The sequence below is a fragment of the Saccharopolyspora cebuensis genome, from assembly GCF_039542665.1.
Classification (GTDB): Bacteria; Actinomycetota; Actinomycetes; order Mycobacteriales; family Pseudonocardiaceae; genus Saccharopolyspora; species Saccharopolyspora cebuensis.
In genome coordinates this window covers 241117-261843 of record NZ_BAABII010000016.1, presented here as the reverse complement: position 1 = coordinate 261843, position 20727 = coordinate 241117, and the positions used below count along the sequence as shown (strand labels likewise).

General features: G+C 71.8%; 17 protein-coding genes. 13 read left to right on the top strand and 4 right to left on the bottom strand.

The annotated features are described in order from the left end of the window. Positions 1-121: 121 nt before the first annotated feature. The 11 genes from benA to ABD976_RS21325 all read left to right on the top strand — a co-directional run bounded on the left by benA (position 122) and on the right by ABD976_RS21325 (position 12913). Positions 122-1477, top strand: a complete 1356-nt coding sequence (benA, locus tag ABD976_RS21375) for a benzoate 1,2-dioxygenase large subunit (RefSeq protein WP_345365966.1) — start codon at positions 122-124, stop codon at positions 1475-1477. Between the two features lie 11 nt (positions 1478-1488). Continuing rightward, the gene (gene benB, locus ABD976_RS21370; protein WP_345365965.1) at positions 1489-1998 is read left to right on the top strand and encodes a benzoate 1,2-dioxygenase small subunit; all 510 of its coding nucleotides are present in this window, start codon (positions 1489-1491) and stop codon (positions 1996-1998) included. Between the two features lie 17 nt (positions 1999-2015). Next, positions 2016-3041, top strand: coding sequence for a benzoate 1,2-dioxygenase electron transfer component BenC (benC, locus tag ABD976_RS21365; RefSeq protein WP_345365963.1), 1026 nt, complete (start codon positions 2016-2018; stop codon positions 3039-3041). Then, a complete protein-coding gene (locus tag ABD976_RS21360; protein WP_345365961.1) occupies positions 3038-3817 on the top strand; it encodes a 1,6-dihydroxycyclohexa-2,4-diene-1-carboxylate dehydrogenase in 780 nt (259 codons plus the stop codon). Before benC ends, ABD976_RS21360 begins: the two co-directional genes overlap by 4 nt. 30 nt (positions 3818-3847) lie before the next feature. After that, positions 3848-6553, top strand: a complete 2706-nt coding sequence (locus ABD976_RS21355) for a helix-turn-helix transcriptional regulator (RefSeq protein ID WP_345365959.1) — start codon at positions 3848-3850, stop codon at positions 6551-6553. A gap of 73 nt (positions 6554-6626) precedes the next feature. Beyond that, positions 6627-7016, top strand: a complete 390-nt coding sequence (locus tag ABD976_RS21350) for a VOC family protein (protein ID WP_345365957.1) — start codon at positions 6627-6629, stop codon at positions 7014-7016. A 425-nt stretch (positions 7017-7441) separates the two neighbouring features. Beyond that, positions 7442-8983, top strand: coding sequence for an ABC transporter substrate-binding protein (locus ABD976_RS21345; RefSeq protein WP_345365955.1), 1542 nt, complete (start codon positions 7442-7444; stop codon positions 8981-8983). 4 nt (positions 8984-8987) lie between these two features. Next, positions 8988-9932, top strand: a complete 945-nt coding sequence (locus ABD976_RS21340) for an ABC transporter permease (RefSeq protein WP_345365953.1) — start codon at positions 8988-8990, stop codon at positions 9930-9932. A gap of 22 nt (positions 9933-9954) precedes the next feature. Further along, on the top strand, positions 9955-10884 hold the full coding sequence (locus tag ABD976_RS21335) for an ABC transporter permease (protein WP_345365951.1): 930 nt from the start codon (positions 9955-9957) through the stop codon (positions 10882-10884). Continuing rightward, a complete protein-coding gene (locus ABD976_RS21330; protein ID WP_345365949.1) occupies positions 10881-11867 on the top strand; it encodes an ABC transporter ATP-binding protein in 987 nt (328 codons plus the stop codon). The genes ABD976_RS21335 and ABD976_RS21330 overlap by 4 nt, the downstream gene beginning before the upstream one ends. Continuing rightward, entirely contained in the window at positions 11864-12913 is a 1050-nt protein-coding gene (locus ABD976_RS21325; RefSeq protein WP_345365947.1) for an ABC transporter ATP-binding protein, read from the top strand. Before ABD976_RS21330 ends, ABD976_RS21325 begins: the two co-directional genes overlap by 4 nt. A gap of 11 nt (positions 12914-12924) precedes the next feature. Here ABD976_RS21325 and ABD976_RS21320 read toward each other — a convergent pair whose 3' ends face one another. The 3 genes from ABD976_RS21320 to ABD976_RS21310 all read right to left on the bottom strand — a co-directional run bounded on the left by ABD976_RS21320 (position 12925) and on the right by ABD976_RS21310 (position 14661). Next, positions 12925-13389, bottom strand: a complete 465-nt coding sequence (locus ABD976_RS21320) for a PPOX class F420-dependent oxidoreductase (protein ID WP_345365945.1) — start codon at positions 13387-13389, stop codon at positions 12925-12927. 70 nt (positions 13390-13459) lie between these two features. Then, on the bottom strand, positions 13460-14368 hold the full coding sequence (locus tag ABD976_RS21315) for a hypothetical protein (protein WP_345365943.1): 909 nt from the start codon (positions 14366-14368) through the stop codon (positions 13460-13462). Further along, the gene (locus ABD976_RS21310; protein ID WP_345365940.1) at positions 14365-14661 is read right to left on the bottom strand and encodes a hypothetical protein; all 297 of its coding nucleotides are present in this window, start codon (positions 14659-14661) and stop codon (positions 14365-14367) included. The genes ABD976_RS21315 and ABD976_RS21310 overlap by 4 nt, the downstream gene beginning before the upstream one ends. 179 nt (positions 14662-14840) lie before the next feature. On the opposite strand from ABD976_RS21310, the gene ABD976_RS21305 reads away from it, so the two are divergent. Together ABD976_RS21305 and ABD976_RS21300 are read left to right on the top strand one after the other, a co-directional pair. Beyond that, positions 14841-17921, top strand: coding sequence for a CHAT domain-containing protein (locus ABD976_RS21305; RefSeq protein ID WP_345365938.1), 3081 nt, complete (start codon positions 14841-14843; stop codon positions 17919-17921). Positions 17922-17978: 57 nt separating this feature from the next. Further along, positions 17979-19040 (top strand): tetratricopeptide repeat protein, encoded by a 1062-nt coding sequence (locus tag ABD976_RS21300; protein ID WP_345365936.1) that lies wholly within the window; start codon positions 17979-17981, stop codon positions 19038-19040. 138 nt (positions 19041-19178) lie between these two features. On the opposite strand, the gene ABD976_RS21295 is transcribed toward ABD976_RS21300, so the two are convergent. Then, positions 19179-20522 (bottom strand): GntP family permease, encoded by a 1344-nt coding sequence (locus tag ABD976_RS21295; protein WP_345365934.1) that lies wholly within the window; start codon positions 20520-20522, stop codon positions 19179-19181. Positions 20523-20727 lie beyond the last annotated feature (205 nt).

Genomic DNA, 20727 nt, shown 5'->3' with positions numbered 1-20727 from the left:
ACGTCTCAGCGGGGTCCTAGGTGAGGACTGGGCAAATGCCCGGCGTGACGCACGCCACCTCCGTGCCAGCGTCGTCGGCACGCCGCGGACGCCGAGGTCCGCAGCAGGAAGGGAGGCACCGATGTCGCAGACGCTGGAGCGCATCAGCAGCACGCTCACCGATGCCGTGGTCGAGGACCCCGAGCGGGGGATCTACCGCGCGAAGCGCCGCATCTTCACCGACGCGGAGCTGTTCGAGCTGGAGATGAAGTACATCTTCGAGGGCAACTGGGTGTACCTGGCGCACGAGAGCCAGATCCCGGAGATCGGGGACTACTTCACCACCCACATCGGCCGGACGCCGGTGGTGATCACGCGGGACAAGCAGGGCGAGCTCAACCTGCTGGTCAACGCCTGCACCCACCGGGGCGCGATGCTCTGCCGCCGCAAGCGGGACAACCGGACCACCCTCACCTGCCCGTTCCACGGCTGGACGTTCAGCAACAACGGCAAGCTGCTCAAGGTCAAGGACCCGCGCGGGGCCGGCTACCCGGAGCAGTTCAACACCGAGGGCTCGCACGACCTGACGCGGGTGGCGCGCTTCGACGGCTACCGGGGTTTCCTGTTCGGCAGCCTCAACCCGGACGTCAAGCCGCTGACCGAGCACCTCGGCGAGACGACCAAGATCATCGACATGGTCGTCGACCAGTCGCCCGAGGGGCTGGAGGTGCTGCGCGGCGCGTCCAGCTACGTCTACGACGGCAACTGGAAGCTCCAGGCCGAGAACGGCGCCGACGGCTACCACGTCTCGGCGACGCACTGGAACTACGCGGCCACCACCGCCCGCCGCACCTCCGGCGAATCGGCCAACAGCACCAAGAACATGGACGCCGGCGGCTGGTCGAAGCAGAAGGGCGGCTTCTACTCCTTCGAGCACGGCCACCTGCTGCTGTGGACCGAGTGGGCCGACCCGAGCAACCGCTCGCTCAACGAGCGGCGGGACGAGCTCGTCGAGCGGTTCGGCGAGGACAAGGCGAACTGGATGATCGGGTTCTCCCGCAACCTCTGCCTGTACCCCAACGTCTACCTGATGGACCAGTTCAGCTCGCAGATCCGGCACTTCCGGCCGATCTCGGTGGACAAGACCGAGGTCACCATCTACTGCATCGCGCCGAAGGGCGAGAGCGCCGAGGCCCGGCAGAACCGGATCCGGCAGTACGAGGACTTCTTCAACGCCACCGGCATGGCCACCCCCGACGACCTGGAGGAGTTCCGGGCCTGCCAGCACACCTACGTCGCGGGCGGCGGCAACGACCTCAGCCGCGGCGCGGTGCACCAGATCGACGGTCCGGACGAGGACGCCGCCAGGCTCGGCATCGAACCCATCGCCAGCGGGGTGCGCACCGAGGACGAGGGCCTCTACCCCATCCAGCACGGCTACTGGCTGGACACCATGCGTGCCGCGGTCGCCGCCGAAGCCGCCCAGCAGGACCAGTGAGGAGCCGGACGATGACCGCGACCGACGCACGCACCGTGACCCTCGAGGAGGTCCGGGAGTTCCTCCACCGCGAGGCCCGGTACCTCGACGACCGCGAGTTCGAGCGGTGGCTGGAGTGCTACCACCCGGACGTCGAGTTCTGGATGCCCGCGTGGGATGACGACGACGAGCTCACCACCGACCCGCGCACCGAGATCTCGCTGATCTACTACGCCAACCGGGGCGGGCTGGAGGACCGGGTGTTCCGGATCCGCACCGACCGCTCGGCGGCGACCAGCATCCCGGAACCGCGCACCGGCCACAACATCACCAACGTGGAGATCCTGGAGCAGCGCGGGGATCGCGTGGACCTGCGGTTCAACTGGTTCACGCTGTACTACCGGTACCAGACCGTGGACACCTACTTCGGCACCTCGTTCTACACGGTGGACTTCTCCGGCGACCAGCCGCTGATCACCAGCAAGAAGATCGTGCTCAAGAACGACTACGTGCACCACGTGGTCGACATCTACCACGTCTGAGCGGAGGTGGATCGACGATGACCTTCCAGGTCGCGCTGAACTTCGAGGACGGGGTGACCCGCTTCGTCCCCTGCGGTCCGGGCGAAACGGTCGCCGAGGCCTCGTACCGCTCGCGGATCAACATCCCGCTGGACTGCCGGGACGGCGCCTGCGGCACCTGCAAGGCGAGGTGCGTCTCCGGCGACTACGACGGCGGGGACTACATCGAGGACGCGCTCAGCGACGAGGAAGCCGCCGCCGGGTTCGCGCTGCCGTGCCAGATGATGCCGGAATCGGACCTGGTGCTGGAGATCGCGGCGACCTCGGAGTCGGCCAAGACCGCCGCCGCGTCCCACGGCGGTGCGCTCACCGAGGTCCGGCGGCTCTCGCCGAGCACCGTGGCCTTCACCGTCGAGCTGGACGACCGGGACCAGCTCGCGTTCCTGCCCGGGCAGTACGTCAACGTCGCGGTCCCGGGCCTGGACGGGGTGACCCGGTCGTACTCCTTCAGCAGCGGACCGGCCGAGAAGTCGGTGTCCTTCCTGGTGCGGATCACCGAGGGCGGCGCCATGTCCGGCTACCTCGCCGACCGCGCCGAGGTGGGCGACCGGCTGGAGTTCACCGGCCCGATGGGCACCTTCTACCTGCGCTCGCTGGCGCGTCCGGCGCTGCTGCTGGCCGGCGGCACCGGGCTGGCACCGCTTCTGTCCATGCTGGACGGACTCGCCGACACCGAGCCGGCGCACCCGATCCACCTGATCTACGGGGTCACCACCGACCAGGACCTCGTCGAGCTGGACCGGCTGCACGACCTCGCCGCGCGGATCCCCGGGTTCACCTTCGACTGGTGCGTGGCCGACGAGGCCAGCACCGCGGTGCACAAGGGCTACGTCACCGGCCTGTTCACCCCGGAGAACCTGCGCGGCGGGGACCTCGACGTCTACCTGTGCGGACCGCCGCCGATGGTGGAGGCGGTGCGCGGGCACCTGGCCGAGCAGGGCGTCACCCCGGTGAACTTCTACACCGAGAAGTTCACCGTCGCCGCCACCGGGGACGACCGGTGACCGGGCGGTTCGGCGGGAAGGTCGCCGTGGTGACCGGTGCGGCGCAGGGCATCGGGCGGACCGTGGCCGAGCGGCTGTTCGCGGAGGGCGCCGAGGTCGTGCTGGTGGACCGCGCCGAACTGGTGCACGAGGTCTCCGGCGGCCTGATCTCCGGCGGCCGCAAGGCCCACGGCGTGACCGCGGACCTGGAGCACCACGCCGGGGCCGAGGAGGCGATGACCGAGGCCGTGGAACGGCACGGCGGCATCGACGTGGTGGTCAACGGCGTGGGCGGCACCATCTGGGCCAAGCCGTACCAGCACTACCCGCCGGAGCAGATCGAGGCGGAGGTGCGGCGCTCGCTGTTCCCGACGCTGTGGAGCTGCCGCGCCGCGCTGCCGCACCTCATCGCGCAGGGCGGCGGCACCATCGTCAACATCTCCTCGGTGGCCACCCGGGGCATCAACCGGGTGCCCTACGCCGCGGCCAAGGGCGGGGTCAACGCGATCACCACGGCGCTGGCCCTGGAAGCCGCGCCGCACGGCGTCCGGGTGGTGGCCACCGCCCCGGGCGGCACCGACGCCCCGCCCCGCCGGGTGCCGCGCGGGCCCGGCGCCCAGGACGACCAGGAACGGGCCTGGTACCAGCAGGTGGTGGACCAGACCGTCGGGTCGTCGCTGCTCAAGCGCTACGGCACGCTGGCGGAGCAGGCGGCCGCGATCGCCTTCCTGGCCTCCGACGAGGCCTCCTACATCACCGGGTCGGTGCTCCCGGTGGCGGGCGGCGACGTGGGCTGACCGTTGCGCTGATCGGGTTACAGTGGGCGGATGACCGGCGGGCGACGTGGCCAGGAAGCGGTCGGCAGGCAGCAGGAGCTGGCCGAGCTGGACCAGGTCCTCGCCGACGTGCGCGCCGGTCATCCGCGCTTCGCGGTGGTCGCCGGGCCCGCGGGCATCGGCCGGACCACGCTCGCGGAGCTGTTCCTGGACCGGCACCCCGAGCTGCGCGTCGACCGGGTCACCGCGCTGCCGTGGGAGCAGCAGATCCCGTTCGGCCTGCTGGACCGGCTGGTCGGACCGGGCGGCCCCGGCCGCACCACCGCCCCGGCCGCCGCCACCCGCCTGCTGGCCGACTGGACCGACGGCGATCCGGAGCCGACGATCGCCGTGGTCGTCGACGACGCGCAGTGGGCCGACGTCGACTCGCTGCGCGCCCTGCTCTCGGCGCACCACCGGCTGAGCGCCGAGCGGGTGCTGGTGCTGCTGCTGGCCCGGGACGACCCGGCCTCGGAGATCAGCCGCTTCCTGGACCGCTGCCCCGGACCCGTGGTGCGGGTGCGGCCGCTGGGCCCGTCCGAGGTGCGGACCCTGGCGATGCTGCACGCCGGTCAGGACCTGTCGGCACCCACGGCCTACCGCCTCGCCGAGCACACCGCGGGCAACCCCCGGCACGTCCGGGACCTGCTGCGAGAACTGCCCGCCGAGAGCTGGTCGCGCTGGCAGGCCGCGCTGCCCGCACCGCGCGCGCTGGCCGCCGAGGTCGAGCGGGCGCTGGCCGGGTGCGGGCCGGGCGCCCGCGCGCTGGTGGAGTGCGCCGCGGTGCTCGGGCGCACCGTCGCGCTGGCCGACGCCGCCGAGCTGGCCGGGCTGGACGACCCGGTCTCGGCGCTCGACGAGGCGGGCCGGGCGGGCCTGATCGACACGGTGCCCGGCCGCGGCCCGGTGACCCTGACCTTCCGCGACCCGCTGGCGCACGCCGCCGTCTACCACGGGCTGAGCCCGCTCCACCGCTACGAGCGGCACCGGGAGGCGGCCCGGCTGGCGCAGGACACCGGGACCGCGCTGCTGCACCGGGTCGCGGTCACCCCGTTCCACGACGCCGCGCTGGCCGCCGAGCTGGAGGAGTACGCGGGCGTGCAGGCGGCACTGGGCGTGTGGTCGGCGGTCGGCGCGGCGCTGGTCAGCGCCGGTCGGCTCAGCCCGGACCGCGGCGAACGGCAGCGGCGGCTGCTGCGCGCGGTGGACGCGCTGGTCGGCGCCGGGGACCTGGCGCAGGCGGGCTCGTTCGCCGCCGAGATCGAGAGCTTCCCGCCGAGCCCGCTGCGCGACGAGGTGCTGGGCTACCTCGCGATCCTGCGCGGCCGGCCCGCCGAAGCCGAGCTGCTGCTCAGCCAGGCGTGGGAGCGCTGCCACCCGGAGCGGGAACCGGAGACCGCGGCGCTGATCTGCCAGCGCCGGGTGCTGCACTCGCTGAGCCGCTGGCACGGTCCGGACCTGGTGGCGTGGGGGCGGCGGGCGGTGGAGCTGGCCGATCCGCACGACCCGTCGGCCGTCGAGACCCAGGTGATCATGGGTCTGGGCCTGGCCGCCACCGGGCAGAGCGAGCGGGCCCGGCGCACCTACGACGAGGTGGTGTCGCGGATCAGCCTGGGCGCCCAGTCGCAGCGCGCGCAGATGGGCAAGGGCTGGCTGGACCTGGCGATGGACGATCCGCAGGCCGCGCGCCGGGAGTTGGCCACGGCGGTGCCCACCGAGTACCGGCGCGGCTCGGTGCGGATCTCGCTGTGGGCGCAGGCGTGGCTGGCCCGCACCGAGTTCGCGCTCGGCTCCTGGGACGAGGCGGTGCAGACGGTGAACCGGGCCGCCGTCCAGCTCGACAACACCGGGCTGGAGCTGGTCCGGCCGCTGGTGCACTGGACCGGTGCCCAGGTCCACGCCCTGCGCGGGGACCTGCCCCGCGCCGAGGAGCACCTCAAGCACGCCTCGGCCTCGGTCCACAACTACGAGGTCATGTTCCTGCCGTCCTGCCTGGCCGCCGCGCAGTGCGCCGAAGCGCAGTCGGACTACGACGGCGTGCTGCGCGCGCTGGAGCCGCTGGTGCAGCTGCGGCCCCGGGAGGGCATCGACGAGCCGGGGTTCTGGCCGTGGCACGACGTGTACGGCAACGCGCTGGTGATGACCAACCGGGTCGAGGAGGCCGACGCGTTCCTGACCCCGCACGAGCGGCTCGCCGCCGAGCGCGGGCACCGCTCCACCCTCGCCCGGCTGGGTTACGTGCGGGGGCGGATCCACGGCGCGCTCGGCGACGTCGACGCCGCCCGGGAGTCCTTCGAGGGCGCGCTGGAGCGGATCAAGAGCCTCCCGCTGCCCTACGAGCGCACCCGGATCCGGTTCGCCTACGGCCAGACGCTGCGCCGGGCGGGCAAGCGCAAGGAGGCGGAGGTGGTGCTGCGCCGGGCCCGCGACGGCTACGCCGCGTTCGGCGCGACGACCTACGTGGAGCGCTGCGACCGCGAGCTCAAGGCGGGCGGCCTGCACCCCAAGCGCGGCGTGGACCTGGCCGAGCTGACCCCGCAGGAGCAGGCGGTGGCCGGGCTGGTGGCCGAGGGCCGCAGCAACAAGCAGGTGGCGGTGGAGCTGTTCGTCTCGGTCAAGACGGTCCAGTTCCACCTGACCCGCATCTACGCCAAGCTGGGCGTGCGCTCCCGCAGCGAGCTGGCCGCGCAGTTCCGTGCCGCGACCACCGCGCCCTGACCGACGTGCTGCGGGACCGGCCCGGGTGTCGTATCAACGAGCCAGCAGCGTCGACGGCGAACGGGGATCGCACATGCGCATCAACATCGCGAGCATCATGGTGGACGACCAGGCCAAGGCCCACCGCTTCTACACCGAGACGCTCGGGTTCCGCACCAAGCACGACGTGGCCATCGGCGGGGCGAAGTGGCTCACCGTCGTTTCCCCGGAGGAGCCGGACGGCACCGAGCTGCTGCTGGAGTCCACCGACAACCCCGCGATCCCCGCCGCCGAGTACCAGCGCGCCATGTTCGACGCGGAGGTGCCGGCGATCAGCTTCGCGGTCGACGACGTCCGCGCCGAGCACGAGCGGCTGGCCGGGCTCGGGGTGCGCTTCGTGGAGGCTCCGCAGGACTCCGGTTCGCTGATCAGCGCCGTCTTCGACGACACCTGCGGGAACCTGATCATGATCATCGGCCGCTGAGCGCCGGCCCCGGATCCCGCCCCTGGCGCGCGACCGGGACCGGATCACCGATCGTCACCCGGAAGGGCCTTGAGTGAGGGGCCCCCTTGTCCGAGTAACTGGGACAAGGGGGCCCCTCACCTGGTGATAAGCACTCGATCGTGGGGTCGTCGCCCGCCCGCGCGGGGCTGCGGTGCGCGCGGGCGGGGGCATCGCGCCGGTGCCGCGCGAGGACGGCGCTCGTGCGGGACCGGCGGTGCGGGTCCGGTCGGCTGGCATCGGTGCGCCCTATTCGTCCGTTCACCGACGGCTATTTGATTCTGTGATCCACCTCTCCTTGAATGGGGCGACCGATCACTGGTTCCGGTCACGGGCCGCGACACCCGCGGGCTCGTCGACGCAGCAACGAAGCCCGTCTCCCCCGCCACCGGACGCCGGAGGTGCGCGTGTCCGCCCGACGCACAGGTCCCCTCGCTCTCCTCCTGCCCCTGCTGCTCGTGCTCGTCGCGGGCTGCGGCGGGATCAACACCGAAGCCGCGGGCTCGACCTCCGGTGGGTCCGGTGACGTGTTCCGGTTCGCCTACTCGGTCGGGCCCAGCCGCTACGACCCGCACCGGGCCTCGTCCAGCTTCGACAACGTCAGCCTCTTCCCGGTCTACGACCGGCTGGTCCACCTGACGCCGGAGGCCGAGCCGGTGCCGGGGCTGGCGACCGGGTGGGAGTACGTCGACGGCGGTCGCGGACTGGTGTTCCGGCTGCGGCCCGGCGTCACCTTCCACGACGGCACCCCGTTCGACGCGGCGGCGGCGAAGGCCAACCTGGACCGGGCGATCGGGCTGGAGGGTTCCACGGTGGCCGCCGAACTGGCGTCCGTGGAGCGCGTCGAGGTGCGCGGACCGATGACGATCGAGCTCGTGCTCAGCGCCCCGGACAGCTCGCTGGTGCGGGTGCTGTCCGACCGCGCCGGGATGATGATCAGCCCGGCGGCGTTCGACGATCCGCAGCTCGACCAGCACCCGGTCGGCGCCGGCCCGTTCTCCGTGGTCCGCTACAGCCCGAACGACCGGGTGGTGCTGCGCGCCCACCCCGGCTACTGGGACCCGGCCGCCGTGCGGGTGGACTCGCTGGTGATCGTGTTCCAATCCGACCCGACGACGCGGATGAACGCCCTGCGCGCCGGGGAGATCGACGCGGCGCTGATCGGCGGCAACCAGGTCGTCGAAGCCCGGCAGTACGAGCTCGGCGTCGTCGGCGACACCACGCTGGCCTTCTACCACATGCAGCTCAACCGGACCCGCTCGGAGTTCGACGACCCGCGGGTGCGCCGCGCCCTCAACCTCGCCATCGACCAGGATGCGCTCATCGAGGGCGTGCTGTTCGGCAACGGCGAGACCGCGGTGCAACCGTTCCCGCCCGGCTACCTCGCGCACGACCCGGAGCTGCCCGATCCCTACCCGTACGACCCGCGGCGGGCGCGGCAGCTGCTCGCCGAGGCGGGTCTGCCGAACGGCTTCGAGTTCGAGGCGATCGTGCCCAACACCGACCCCGGGCTGGCCATCGCGATCCAGGAGCAGTTCGCCGACGTGGGCGTGCGGATGCGCATCCGGGAAGCGGCCCCGGCCGAGACCGCCGACCTGTTCTACGGCCGCGAGGAGGGCGACGCGCTGGTGGCGCCGTGGGGCGGGCGGGCCGATCCGCTGCAGACCCTCGGGCTGCTCTACGGCTCGACGGGCTTCTCCAACCCCGGCGGGCACACGCTGCCCGAGGTCACCGAGCTCATCCGGCAGGCGCGCACCACGATCGACCGGGCGGCCCGCGCCGAGCTGCTCCACCGCGTCAACGGCATCGTCGTCGAGCAGGCGCTGGACGTGCCGCTGACCTTCGCCGAGACGACGTTCGGCCACGCCCGGCGGGTGACCGACCTGCGCAGCTGGCTGTCCAACAAACCGGAGTTCCGGGGCGTGGGCGTGTCCGGGACCGGGAGGTGATCCGGTGCTGACCCTGGTCGCGCGGCGGCTCGCCGCGATGGTCCCGCTGCTGGTGCTGGTCTCGCTGATCGTGTTCGGCCTGGTGCTGCTGGTGCCCGGCGATCCGGCGATCACCATCGCGGGCGAGAACGCCACCGAGGAGGAGATCGCCGCCACCCGGGACCGGCTCGGCCTCGACGATCCGCTGCTGGTGCAGTACTGGCGCTGGGCCAGCAGCGCGGTCCAGGGCGATCTGGGCACCTCGATGTTCAGCAACCGCGGCGTGTCGGAGGCCATCGCCGAACGCTTCCCGGCGACGGCGTCGCTGACCGCCGTGGCGATCGTGATGGCGCTGCTGATCGCCGTGCCCGCGGCCGTCGCCGCCGCCACCCGCCGGGGCGGCTGGATCGACCGCACCGCGACGCTGGGCACCGCGCTCGGCGTGGCGATGCCGAACTTCTGGCTGGGCCTGCTGCTGGCCACCGGCGTCGCGCTGCACCTGGGGCTGCTGCCCGCCACCGGGTACGTGCCGCTGGACGACGATCCGGTGTCGTGGCTGGCGCACCTGCTGCTGCCCGGGTTCACCCTGGGTCTCGCCGCCGCCGCCGAGCTGACCAGGCAGTTGCGCAGCTCGCTGATCGACGTGTTCGACCAGGACTACCTGCGCACCGCACGGGCCAAGGGCCTGCGCGGCGGCACCGTGGTGGTCAAGCACGCCATGAAGAACGCCGCGACCCCGGTGGTCACGGTGCTCGGGATGCGGATCTCGGTGCTGCTCGGCGGCACCGTGGTGGTGGAGCAGATCTTCGGCATCCCGGGGCTCGGCCAGCTCGCCATCACCGCCGTCCTGCAACGCGACCTGCCGATGATCCAGGGCGTCGTGGTCGTCACGGCCGTGCTGGTGATGGTGGCGAACCTGCTGGTGGACCTCTCCTACGGCTACCTGAACCCGAAGGTGCGCGCGCAGTGAGCCCGGCGAAGGAGGACCTGAGATGACGGCGGTTCCGCCCCCTGCCGAGCGCTGGACCGGGCACGTGGTCGCCGACGACGCCGACGAGGACCTCGGGCCGCCGCGATCACCGCGGCAGCGGTTCTGGCGGCGCTTCCGCGCCCAGCGCCCCGCGGTGGTGGCCGCGGTGTTCCTGGTGCTGCTGACCCTGGTCGCGGTGGCCGCCCCGCTGCTCGCCCCGGCCGACCCCGACGACCAGAACCTCCGGGAGGTGCTGGCCGCGCCCGGCAGCGCCGGGTTCCTGCTGGGCTCCGACCAGTTCGGCCGGGACGTGCTCAGCCGGATGCTGGTGGCCGGGCGGATCTCGCTGCTGGCGGCGGCCGAGGCGGTGGGCGTCGCGGTCGTGCTGGGCGTGCCGCTGGGACTGGTCGGCGCGTACCTCGGCGGCCGGGTCGACCGGTGGGTGGTGCGGTTGTCGGACGCCTTCATGAGCTTCCCGCCGCTGATCCTGGCGGTGGCCATCGTGGCGGCGCGCGGACCGGGCCTGACCAACGCGATGTTCGCCGTCGGGCTGGTCACCGCGCCCCGGCTGCTGCGGCTGGTGCGCAGCTCGGTGCTGGCGGTGCGGGAGGAGACCTTCATCGAAGCCGCGCGCAGCATCGGCACCCCGACCGGACGGATCATCCGGCGGCACGTGCTGCCCAACGTGCTGTCCCCGCTGCTGGTGCAGCTCTCGCTGGTCGCGGCGTTCGCGATGCTGGCCGAGGCGACGCTGAGCTTCCTCGGCCTCGGCGTGGTCCCGCCGCAGGCGAGCTGGGGGTCGATGCTCCAGGAGGGCGCGCGGTTCGTCTCGCTGGCCCCGCACCTGGTGATCTTCCCCGGCGTGGCCATCGCGGTGACCGTGCTGGCGTTCAACGTGCTCGGCGACGGACTGCGCGACTCGCTGGGTCGCGAGATCAGGAGGGGCTCGTGACCGCCGTGCTGGAGGTCTCCGAGCTGTCGGTGCGGTTCGCCACCGACCGGGGCTGGGTGACCGTCGTCGAGGACGTGTCGTTCGCCGTCGAACCCGGTTCGACGCTCGGCCTGGTCGGCGAATCGGGCTCCGGCAAGACCGTGACCAGCCTCGCGCTGCTGGCGCTGCTGCCCGCCCGCACCAGCCGGATCAGCTCCGGGAGCATCCGGCTGGGGGGCACCGAGCTGATCGGGATGCCGCGCCGGGCGCTGGAGGACGTGCGCGGCAACGACATCGCGATGATCTTCCAGGAGCCGATGTCGTCGCTGAACCCGGCGTTCACCATCGGCGACCAGATCGCCGAGACGGTGCGCAGGCACCGCGGCCTGTCCCGCAAGCAGGCCGCCGCGCGGGCGGTCGCCGCGCTGGAGCAGGTCGGCATCCCGAACGCGGCGCGGCGGGCCCGCGGCTACCCGCACGAGTTCTCCGGCGGGATGCGGCAGCGGGCGATGATCGCGATGGCGATCTGCTGCGAGCCGAAGGTGCTCGTGGCCGACGAACCGACGACCGCGCTGGACGTCACCATCCAGGCGCAGGTGCTCGACCTGCTGCGGGACATGCGCGACGCGCTGGGCATGGGCATGGTGTTCATCACCCACGACCTCGGGGTGGTGGCCGACATCTGCGACCAGGTGGTCGTGATGTACGCCGGGCAGGTGGTGGCCGCCGACGACGTCGGGCACCTGTTCCGGCAGCCACCGCACCCCTACGCCGAGGGCCTGCTCGCCGCGATGCCGCAGCTCGGCGACGCCGGGCCGCTGGCCACCATCCCCGGGCACGCCCCCGCCCCCGGCGCGCTGCCGGACGGCTGCCGGTTCCACCCCCGCTGCCCGTACGCCACCGACGACTGCACCGCGTCGGCGGTCCCGCTGCGGGACCTCGGCGCCGGGCGGGCCACCCGGTGCGTGCGCACCGACGAGATCGAGTTGCGAGGTCCCGCGTGAGCACTCCGCCCGTACTCGCCGTCGACGCGCTGTCGGTCAGCTTCCCGGTCAAGCGGGGGCTGTTCCGGCGCCCGGACCGGCTGCGCGCCGTGGACGACGTCTCCTTCGAGCTGGCCCCCGGGGAGGTCCTCGGCCTGGTCGGCGAATCCGGCTCCGGCAAGTCCACCACCGGACGCGCCCTGATGCGGCTGGTCGAACCGGACGCGGGCAGCGTGCGGCTGCGCGAGGTCGAGCTCACCGAGCTCTCCGGCGAGCAGATGCGCAGGCACCGCAGGCACATCCAGATGGTGTTCCAGGACCCGTACTCGTCGCTGGACCCGTCGATGGTGATCGCCGAGAGCGTCGGCGAGCCGCTGGAGGTCCACGAAGGACTGCGCGGCAGGCAGCGGGACGAACGGGTCCGCGAGCTGCTGGTGCGCGTCGGCCTGTCCGCCCGGCACCTGGAGCGCTACCCGTACGAGTTCTCCGGCGGGCAGCGGCAGCGGCTGGCGATCGCCCGCGCCCTGGCGGTGGACCCGGCGGTGGTGGTGTGCGACGAGGCGGTGTCGGCGCTGGACGTCTCCACCCAGAACCAGATCATCAACCTGCTGGAACGGCTGCGCGGCGAACTGGGCACGTCGTACCTGTTCATCTCGCACGACCTGTCGGTGGTGCGCCGGCTCGCCCAGCGCGTCGCGGTGATGTACCTGGGGCGGCTGGTGGAGGACGGCCCGTCGGAGCGGCTGTACTCGCGGCCCGCGCACCCCTACACCGAGGCGCTGCTGTCGGCGGTGCCGGTGCCCGACCCGGTGGCGCAGCGCCGGCGGGAGCGCATCGTGCTGCCGGGCGACCCGCCCGACCCCACCGACCCGCCGCGCGGCTGCCCGTTCCACCCGCGCTGCCCGTACGCGATGGACGTGTGCCGGGAGGAGACGCCCGCGCCGACACCGGTCGACGGCGGCGGCCGGGTGCGCTGCCACCTGCACACGGCGGGCCCGGTGCTGGCCGGCGGCAGCGTCCTGGAGCTGCGGCCGGCGGCGCGGCGGGAAGCCCGCGGCGCGGACTGACCGCTCCGGGGTCAGTCGGCGAGCTCGGGCGGGAACCCGCCGGTGGCGATCGGACCCCAGTCCTCGACGGTGATCCGGATCAACGACTTGCCCTGGCGCTGCATCGCCGCCCGGTACTCGTCCCAGTCGGGGTGCTCGCCGGAGATGGACCGGAAGTACTCCACCAGCGGGTCCAGCGCCTCGGGCAGGTCCAGCACCTCGGCGGTGCCGCCGACCTGGACGTACGGCCCGTTCCAGTCGTCGGAGAGCACGCACATCGACACCGCCGGGTCGCGCCGCAGGTTGCGCACCTTGGCCCGCTGCGGGTAGGTCGCCACCACGATCCGGCCCGCCGCGTCGACCCCGCAGGACACCGGCGACATCTGCGGCCGCCCGTCGGCGCGACCGGTGACCAGCACGCCCCGGTGCCGGGGCCGCAGGAACTCCAGCAGCGCCGCCCGGTCGACCCGGTCGGCGGTGGCGATCTTCGGGGCCATCAGGACAACCTCCACGACACGACGAAGCGACGGGGTCCACAGTACCGCATTTTCCACAATAGACAGCCTGTCAGGTGCCTTTGCGGAGCAGCGCCGTGATTTCAGCGCCGGTCTGCCGGTCGAGCGGGCCTGGCGAGCGGACCCCGAGGGAGCGTGCCAGCGCCCGGCCGTGCAGATCGACGGCTGCTTCGACAAGATCGGCCAGCGTGCCGGCTGCCGATGCGGCCCTTCGCCACGCCACCACGAGGCAGACGACCGCAATCAGCACGGCCGGCCACCACACGACGGTGAGGAGCAGGTAGGCGATCGCCCAGCCGGCGAGCCGCTGCGCGGCCGCGACGGCACCGTGCGCCACCTGGAGCGCGGAGCGGGTGGTGTCCGGCAAGGCGAGCCACAGCCGCGGCCATGCCGACGTGAGATCGAGCGCGTAGCGGTCCAGCACGCGCCGATCGGCCGCCGCCATCCGGTCCCCCGCCGCGAACGGCCTCGTCGGTCGGACCAGACCGATCGCGTTGCGTGCCGCGGCGAGCTCCTCGGCCCGCCGGATCAAGCCGGCGGTGCCCGGCTCGCCGGCCAGCTGCGCCTCCCCCGCCGCGACGATCACCTCCCGGAACCGCTGTTCCGCCGTATCCCAGCGGCGTGCGCGGCGCCGGGTCAGTGCGCGAGTCAGAGGACCGCGCGACGAGGCGAACCACAGTCCGCGGAACAGCGAGCCAAGGGACTGGTTGAGGATACCCGCCACCGCCGCGGCTGCGAGCAGCCCGGCAAGCGCCAGCGCTATGGTGCCGGGGCTGCGTGCCGCGGGCTCGGACGCGAGCCTCGCCAGGTCGTGGCGCAACAGATCAACGCGGTACCAGCGGACGTGACTCAAGCGGATGGCGGCGATCGCGACCGCCACGTAGAGCGCACCGGGCAGCACGAGCAGGGCCAGCCAGCGTTCAGCCAGCTTTCCCGCCAGCGTGTCCAGGAACTTGTTCATCGCCCGAGCCGCACCCGACGCAGCGGCCGATCCAGCACCCGGCAGATCGGCACGTCGTCATCGGGTGGCACGACCCTGGAGCAGACCTGGGACGGACAGGCGAACACTTCGAGCTGCGGATGGCCGCCGTCAATACCTGGAAGGTCCGGCGCCACCGAGCGGAACGGACCAATGCCCGCGGTGTATCCGGCACGCAGCAGCGAATCCTCCAGTTCGTCGAGCCTGCCGGACATCTCGGCCGGCGGCCGCCCGTCGCGGAGCGCGGCCGCGATACGCATGGCGAGGTCGTTCATCGGCCCTGCTCTCACGAGCGGCCCCTGCTGCTCCGACAGCCGTGCGCAGAGCTGCCCGATCCGTCGCCCATCGTGCTCGTCCGCCGCGTCCCTCACCAGCGTCTCCGGTCTATCACCCTTGCCCGACGGTCCCACAGTAGAGATTCTGTGCTCGGACCACCTCGATTTTCGGAGGATGGATGCGAAGCCTCGACCCAGCTGCACTCAGGGCCGAAACCGCCGCCTGCCTGGAGCGCTATCAGAGCAGTCACGATGTCCGGGAGCTCGATCGTGGGGTCAGGTTGTGTCGAGAGGCCGAGAGCCACCCCATCGCCCTCGGCAACCTGGCGACGATGCTGTTGGTCCGCTTCGAGGAGCGAGGCGTCCGATCCGATCTCGACGAGGCGCAGTCGGCTCTGGCGGCACTCGCTCCGTCCGGGCTGACCACGCAGCAGGGGTCGATGCTCGCGCGGATGGCCGTATACAACTACGAACTCGACGAAGACCAGGCCGAACTGCAGCGGGCGATCCGGTTGGTTCGGTACTTGCTGGCCAACGCGCTGCCACAGGACATCGCTCTGCCCGGTCTGAATGCCGTGCTGGGCAACGCGCTCACCTATCGGTTCGAACTGACTGCGCAAGTCGCCGACCTGGACCAGGCGCTCTGCGCGTACCACGCCGCAGCGGACTCCGACACGGGGTTCCGACGACTCGTGCATCTGGCCAACTTCGTGCGGCAGTCCCGGCGCAGGATCGAGCTCGCGGCGCCGCCCCTGGCCACCGGGCTAGCAGCAGCGACCATTGCAGCGGCCGAGGAAGTTGCCACGCATTTTCCCGGTGACCAGGCGGTGCGCGGTGAGATGTGGCAAGCGGCGGGTGTGCTGCTGCGCTACCGGTACGAAGCGACCGGTGACCCGGCCGACCTCTACGGCAGTGCCCGCCGATTGCGCCAAGCCGTTCTCCTTCCAACGGCGACGCCGGAAGATCACACGAATCGGCTGGTGAGTTTGAGCACCGCCCTGGTATATGAATTCATGGCCACCGGCAACCGCGACGCGCTCACCGAGGCGATCGAGGGCAATCGCCAGGCGCTCGCGGCCACGCCCCCGGAACATCAGGAGCGACCAGGGCGGTTGAACAACCTGGCCGCCGCACTGCGCCAGCGGGCGCTGTACTTCAACGACGTCGATGCGCTGGCGGAAACGGTCGAGCTGCTGCGCGAGGCCGTAGCCATCACCCCCGACCAGCAGGGGAGGGCGGTTGTTCTGAACACTCTCGGGGTGTCGCTCCAAGACGTGTTCACGCTCACGCGGGATGCCGATGCCGCGGACGAGGCGGTCATCCGCGCCCACGAAGCGATCCGGCTCGGTGGCGACGACCACGATCACCTATGGCTCACCCTCGCCAATGCCTACGCACAGAAATACCTGGCACGCGGCGACTCCGCCGATCTGGCCGAGGCACTGCGCCTCCTGCGCGACCTGCTCGACCGGTTGCCCACCGGCTCGCCCCTGCGCAACCGTTGTCTGGCCGCGCTCGGCCACGACTGGCAGCTGGAATTCGAACGGACCGGCGACCTACAAGCGCTGGATCGCGCCATCGCGGCGCTGGGGCGCGCGATGCGCGCCGATCCGCTCACCGATTCCCAACGCGCCGAGTACCGCCGCTGGTTCGCCGAACTGCTGCTCGTGCAGCACGATCGCGTACGCGCCATCGGACCTTTGCGGTCCGCGACCGAGGCGTTCGCTGCCGCAGCGGCGGACTCGGCGGACGATCCGCTCGCCCGAGTGCTGTCCGCGAGCCGGTGGGCGGACGCTGCGGCCCGGATCGACGACTGGTCCCGGGCGCTGCAGGCCGCCAAGATGGCGATGTCGCTACTCCCGGAGGTCGTGTCGCGGCGGCTCATGCGGACCGACCGCGAGCACGGCATCGCCCAGCTCGCCGGTGTCGCTGCGGACGCGGCAGCGTGCGCCCTGCAGGCAGCCGACGCCGACCTCGCCGTGCGCTGGCTGGAGCAAGGCCGCGGAGTGTTGCTGGGCCAGACCCTGGACGCGCGCAGTGCTGTCTCGGAACTGCGCAGTCGGCATCCCGGCACCGCCGCGCGGTTCGCGGAACTCGATGCGGCGTTGGCGGACCTGGACATCGCCCCTATGGGCAGCGACCGGCGGCACGAGGTGGCGCGGCAACGCGAGGTGCTGCTGGATGACATTCGCGAGCTGCCCGGATTCGCAGAATTCCTGCTGCCGCCGACCCTCGCCCAGGTGCACGAGTGGGCAGGCCCGGGACCGGTCGTACTGGTCAACGTGAGCAGGTTCCGGTGCGACGCCCTCGTGCTCGCCGCTGGCACACTCGTCGCGATTCCATTACCGGAGCTGACATTCACCGACGCTGCCCGCAACGCCGACCGGTTCGCCGAAGCGATCGATGCGTCGAACGAACCCGGGCGCGAGCACGACAGCGGCCAAGTGATCAGCGAGATCCTGAACTGGCTGGACGACACCGTCACCGGCCCGGTGCTGGCCCGCCTGCCCTGCGACGGCGCTCGGGTGTGGTGGTCACCCGGCGGCCCGCTGACCGCGCTGCCGTTGCACGCCGCCGGAAGGCCCGGGAACAGTGTCCTGGACCGCGTGATTTCGTCGTACACGCCCACCGTACGCGCTCTCGGGAACGCGCGAAGCGCCGCGGCGAAACCGGGCCGGTCAAGGGCGATGATGACGGTGGCCGTCCCGGAGCCCGACACCGCACCTCCGCTCCCCCATGCGTACCAGGAAGCCGACGCGGTCGGCGAGCTTTGGTCCGCAACCGCGTTCACTGGCGCGGACGCCACCCCCGATCGTGTGCTCGACGCTCTCGCGCGCCATGGCTACGCGCACTTCGCCTGCCACGGCGTGCACGATCCGGCGGAACCATCGGCGAGCAGCCTGCTGCTGCACGGTCGACCGCTCACGATGCTGGAGATGTCCCGCGCACACCTGCCCGACGCCCGGCTGGCAGTGCTATCCGCCTGCCACACGGCCCGCGGCGCACCGAGACTCGCCGACGAGGCGCTGCACCTCGCGGGAGCATTCCAGCTAGCCGGATTTCCCAGCGTCGTCGCGACCCTGTGGCAGGTCAACGACAGGATAGCGAGCCGGATAGCGCTCGCCTTCCACACAAGGCTCGCTGCCACCGGTATGCCGCCGGCGCCGGATCGGGCCGCCGCAGTGCTGCACGAGGTGCTGCACCAGTTCCGCGACTACCCGCCGAGCATTTGGGCCGGCTGGGTGCATTCCGGAGCGTAGCGACTAGAGGGCGCGTCGCGCTGTGCCATGGTGGGTCGATCACAAGAGGGGTGTGCGATGGGATTCCTGCGACGGCGTCGCCGCAAGAAGCAAGACCAGCCCGTACACCGGGAAATCACGATCACGTTGACCCCACTCGAAGCGGCGTCGTTGCAGATGCGGGCCGCGATCGAACGCTACGGCGAGGAGCACCAGGAGTCGGTCAAGGCGATGCGACAGGTCGCCTACCTGCTATCGGAGGAACGCCAGCACCACCAGGAGGCAGCGGAACTGCTGCACCAGGTCGCGCGGCTCACCTACCAGAACCTCGGGCCGGACCACCCGGACACACTCACCGCCGTGTTCGAGGCGGGCGACATGCAGTGCGCAGTGGGCGACCTGGAGTTGGCCGAGGACATGCTCCGCGACGCGCTCGCAGGCCGGGAAAGGTCGCTGGGCCGAGACCATCCGGACACGCTCGCCGCCGCCCAGGCGCTCGGGACCGTGCTCACCGGTCTGGGCCGTCCGGCAGAAGCCCAGGCGTTGCACGAGGACGTGTCCGAACGGAGCGCCAAAGCCCTGAGCACCGACCACGAAATCACGCTGATCAGCCGCGGCAAGACGGCCGACGCACTGCGGTCCGCCGGTCGGCTCGAGGAAGCGGCCGTGCTATTCCGCGACATCGTCCATGACGCGGACCGCGTTTTCGGCGTCGATAGCGAGCAAGCAACCATCGCCCGCAACAACCTCGCCGCCACCGAGTTCCAGCTCGGACATGCCGCGGAAGCGGCGCAACTGTTTCGGGAAATACTCGAAAGGACCACCGGAAAACACGATCAGCAGGAATTCACAGCCAACATACGAAACAATCTCGCGACCGTCCTGTTCGGACTCGAGGAGTACCGCGAGGCAGGCGTGCTGTTGCGGGCGAGCGCGATGGAGCGGGAGCGCATGTTCGGCCCCGACCACCCGGATACCGTTTCGTCGGTCGCCAACCTCGCGCGCGTACTGGCCGTCGAGGGCGATCGGACCGAGGCTGCGCGGCTGACCCGGCAATGCCTCTCCCATTACGAACGCCGATTGCCGCCCAGTCACCCCCGGATTGCCGAGTTGCGAGGTTTTCTGCACGAACTGTCCTGACCGGTTCGGGCGGCAGCCGGTCGGCCATGCCGCTACCGGTCGGCCGGTACTCCACTATCGCCTCTCATGTGACGAACTCGTCGGCGACATCGCGTACGACCCCCTCGCCGCCGCGCAGGGCGAGCCCGCGGCACGACCTCAGAAGACCAGCGCCATGAGCTGGATCGGCAGCATCGCCAGGACGGAGGCGCAGGAGACCGCGAAGGTGCAGGACTTCAGCGCTCCCCGGGTGGTCTGCGGGAGCAAGGTCTGCAGCAGCCAGAACGTGTTGCTGGTGGCGTGGATGGCGAACAGCGAGCCGGCGCCCGCCGCGAGCGCGACGAAGACCGGGTCGATGCCGAGCGCGGGCATCACCGGGCCGAGCACGCCCGCGGCGGTGATCGACGCCAGCGTCACCGACCCGATCGCGATGTGCAGCACCGCGGCGACCAGCCACACCAGCAGCAGCGGGAACACCGTGCTGGTGGTGAAGTAGCCCTTGAGGATCTCGCCGAGTCCGGCGTCCTTGACCGTCTGCGCCAGCGAACCGCCCACGCCGGTGAGGATCAGGATCTGCCCGCTCTCGTGGAAACCGCGCTTGAGCGAGGACTCCACCTGCTCGGCGGGCAGCTTCCAGCGGGCGATGAGCAGCGCTCCGATCAGGCCGATGAGCAGCGCGATGACCGGATCGCCGAGCAGCGCGACGACGGGGTGCGCCCACCCGGCCATCTCGGCGATCGCGCCGAACGCGATCAGCGCCAGGGCCACCACCAGCGGCGCGAGCGCCACGCCGAGCGAGGGCAGGTGGTCGGTGCCGCGCTCCGCCGCCGGCTGCTCCGCCTCGTCGACCAGGGTGTCGTCCCGCTCGTCGAGCTCCGGCTTCCACAGCCCGCGCTTGGCCAGCGCGGTGAACAGCGCGAGCGTCGTGACGATGGTGAACACCGCCGTCACCGCGCCGAACAGGAACATCTTGCCGAAGGGCAACCCGAGCACCCCGGCCAGCGCGACGGCACCGACCCCCGGCACAACGAACACCAGACCGACCTCGATGCCCAGCGCCATCGCGGCGGTCATCCGGGCCGCCCCCCATGGGCCGATTTGCCGGGACAGCCTGCTCGCCAGCGGCGCGGTGATCACCAGCAGCACGTCGGCGAAGATCGACTGCAGCACGGTACCGATGGTGCTGGCGAAGGCGTAGGGCAGCGCGCGGGGGCCGCAGGCCCGCACCAGCACGTCGACCAGCTTCTCGATCGCGCCGAGCTGCGCCATCACCGCGCCCAGCAGCACGCCGAAGGCGATGAGCAGTCCCACCTCGGTCATCAGCTCGCCGAAGCCGGTGGTGATCGACTCCAGCGTGCCCGGAACCCCGAGCCCCGTGACCAGCCCCAGGTACAGCGCCCCGAGCACGAGGGCGATGGCGGGGGTGATCCGCAACTTCAGGATGAGCACGACGACGCCCACGATGGTGATCACGGCGTTCGCCAGGACAGCGATGTCTGACATCCGTCACGTCCGTATCCGTCAAGCCGCCCGCCGCAGCGGGCAGCGCGAAGCTCCGGTCCCCGCGCGGGGGACCGCCTGGCAGCAGGAGTCGTGGAGCGGCGACCGCCGGGCGACGGGGTGCTCGCCGGCGGCGGTGGGACGGACCGGCGCAGTGTACACACCGACCGCCCCGGCGGAACCCGGCCGCGGACGGCGGGCCCGGGGT

Coding starts and splice junctions, on each gene's coding strand:
- ABD976_RS21310 (WP_345365940.1), bottom strand. CDS start 14,661: ATGAACGACCTCGCCATGCGTATCGCGGCCGCGCTCCGCGACGGGCGG.
- ABD976_RS21300 (WP_345365936.1), top strand. CDS start 17,979: ATGGGATTCCTGCGACGGCGTCGCCGCAAGAAGCAAGACCAGCCCGTA.
- benC (WP_345365963.1), top strand. CDS start 2,016: ATGACCTTCCAGGTCGCGCTGAACTTCGAGGACGGGGTGACCCGCTTC.
- ABD976_RS21350 (WP_345365957.1), top strand. CDS start 6,627: ATGCGCATCAACATCGCGAGCATCATGGTGGACGACCAGGCCAAGGCC.
- ABD976_RS21295 (WP_345365934.1), bottom strand. CDS start 20,522: ATGTCAGACATCGCTGTCCTGGCGAACGCCGTGATCACCATCGTGGGC.
- benB (WP_345365965.1), top strand. CDS start 1,489: ATGACCGCGACCGACGCACGCACCGTGACCCTCGAGGAGGTCCGGGAG.
- ABD976_RS21315 (WP_345365943.1), bottom strand. CDS start 14,368: ATGAACAAGTTCCTGGACACGCTGGCGGGAAAGCTGGCTGAACGCTGG.
- ABD976_RS21335 (WP_345365951.1), top strand. CDS start 9,955: ATGACGGCGGTTCCGCCCCCTGCCGAGCGCTGGACCGGGCACGTGGTC.
- benA (WP_345365966.1), top strand. CDS start 122: ATGTCGCAGACGCTGGAGCGCATCAGCAGCACGCTCACCGATGCCGTG.
- ABD976_RS21355 (WP_345365959.1), top strand. CDS start 3,848: ATGACCGGCGGGCGACGTGGCCAGGAAGCGGTCGGCAGGCAGCAGGAG.
- ABD976_RS21320 (WP_345365945.1), bottom strand. CDS start 13,389: ATGGCCCCGAAGATCGCCACCGCCGACCGGGTCGACCGGGCGGCGCTG.
- ABD976_RS21305 (WP_345365938.1), top strand. CDS start 14,841: ATGCGAAGCCTCGACCCAGCTGCACTCAGGGCCGAAACCGCCGCCTGC.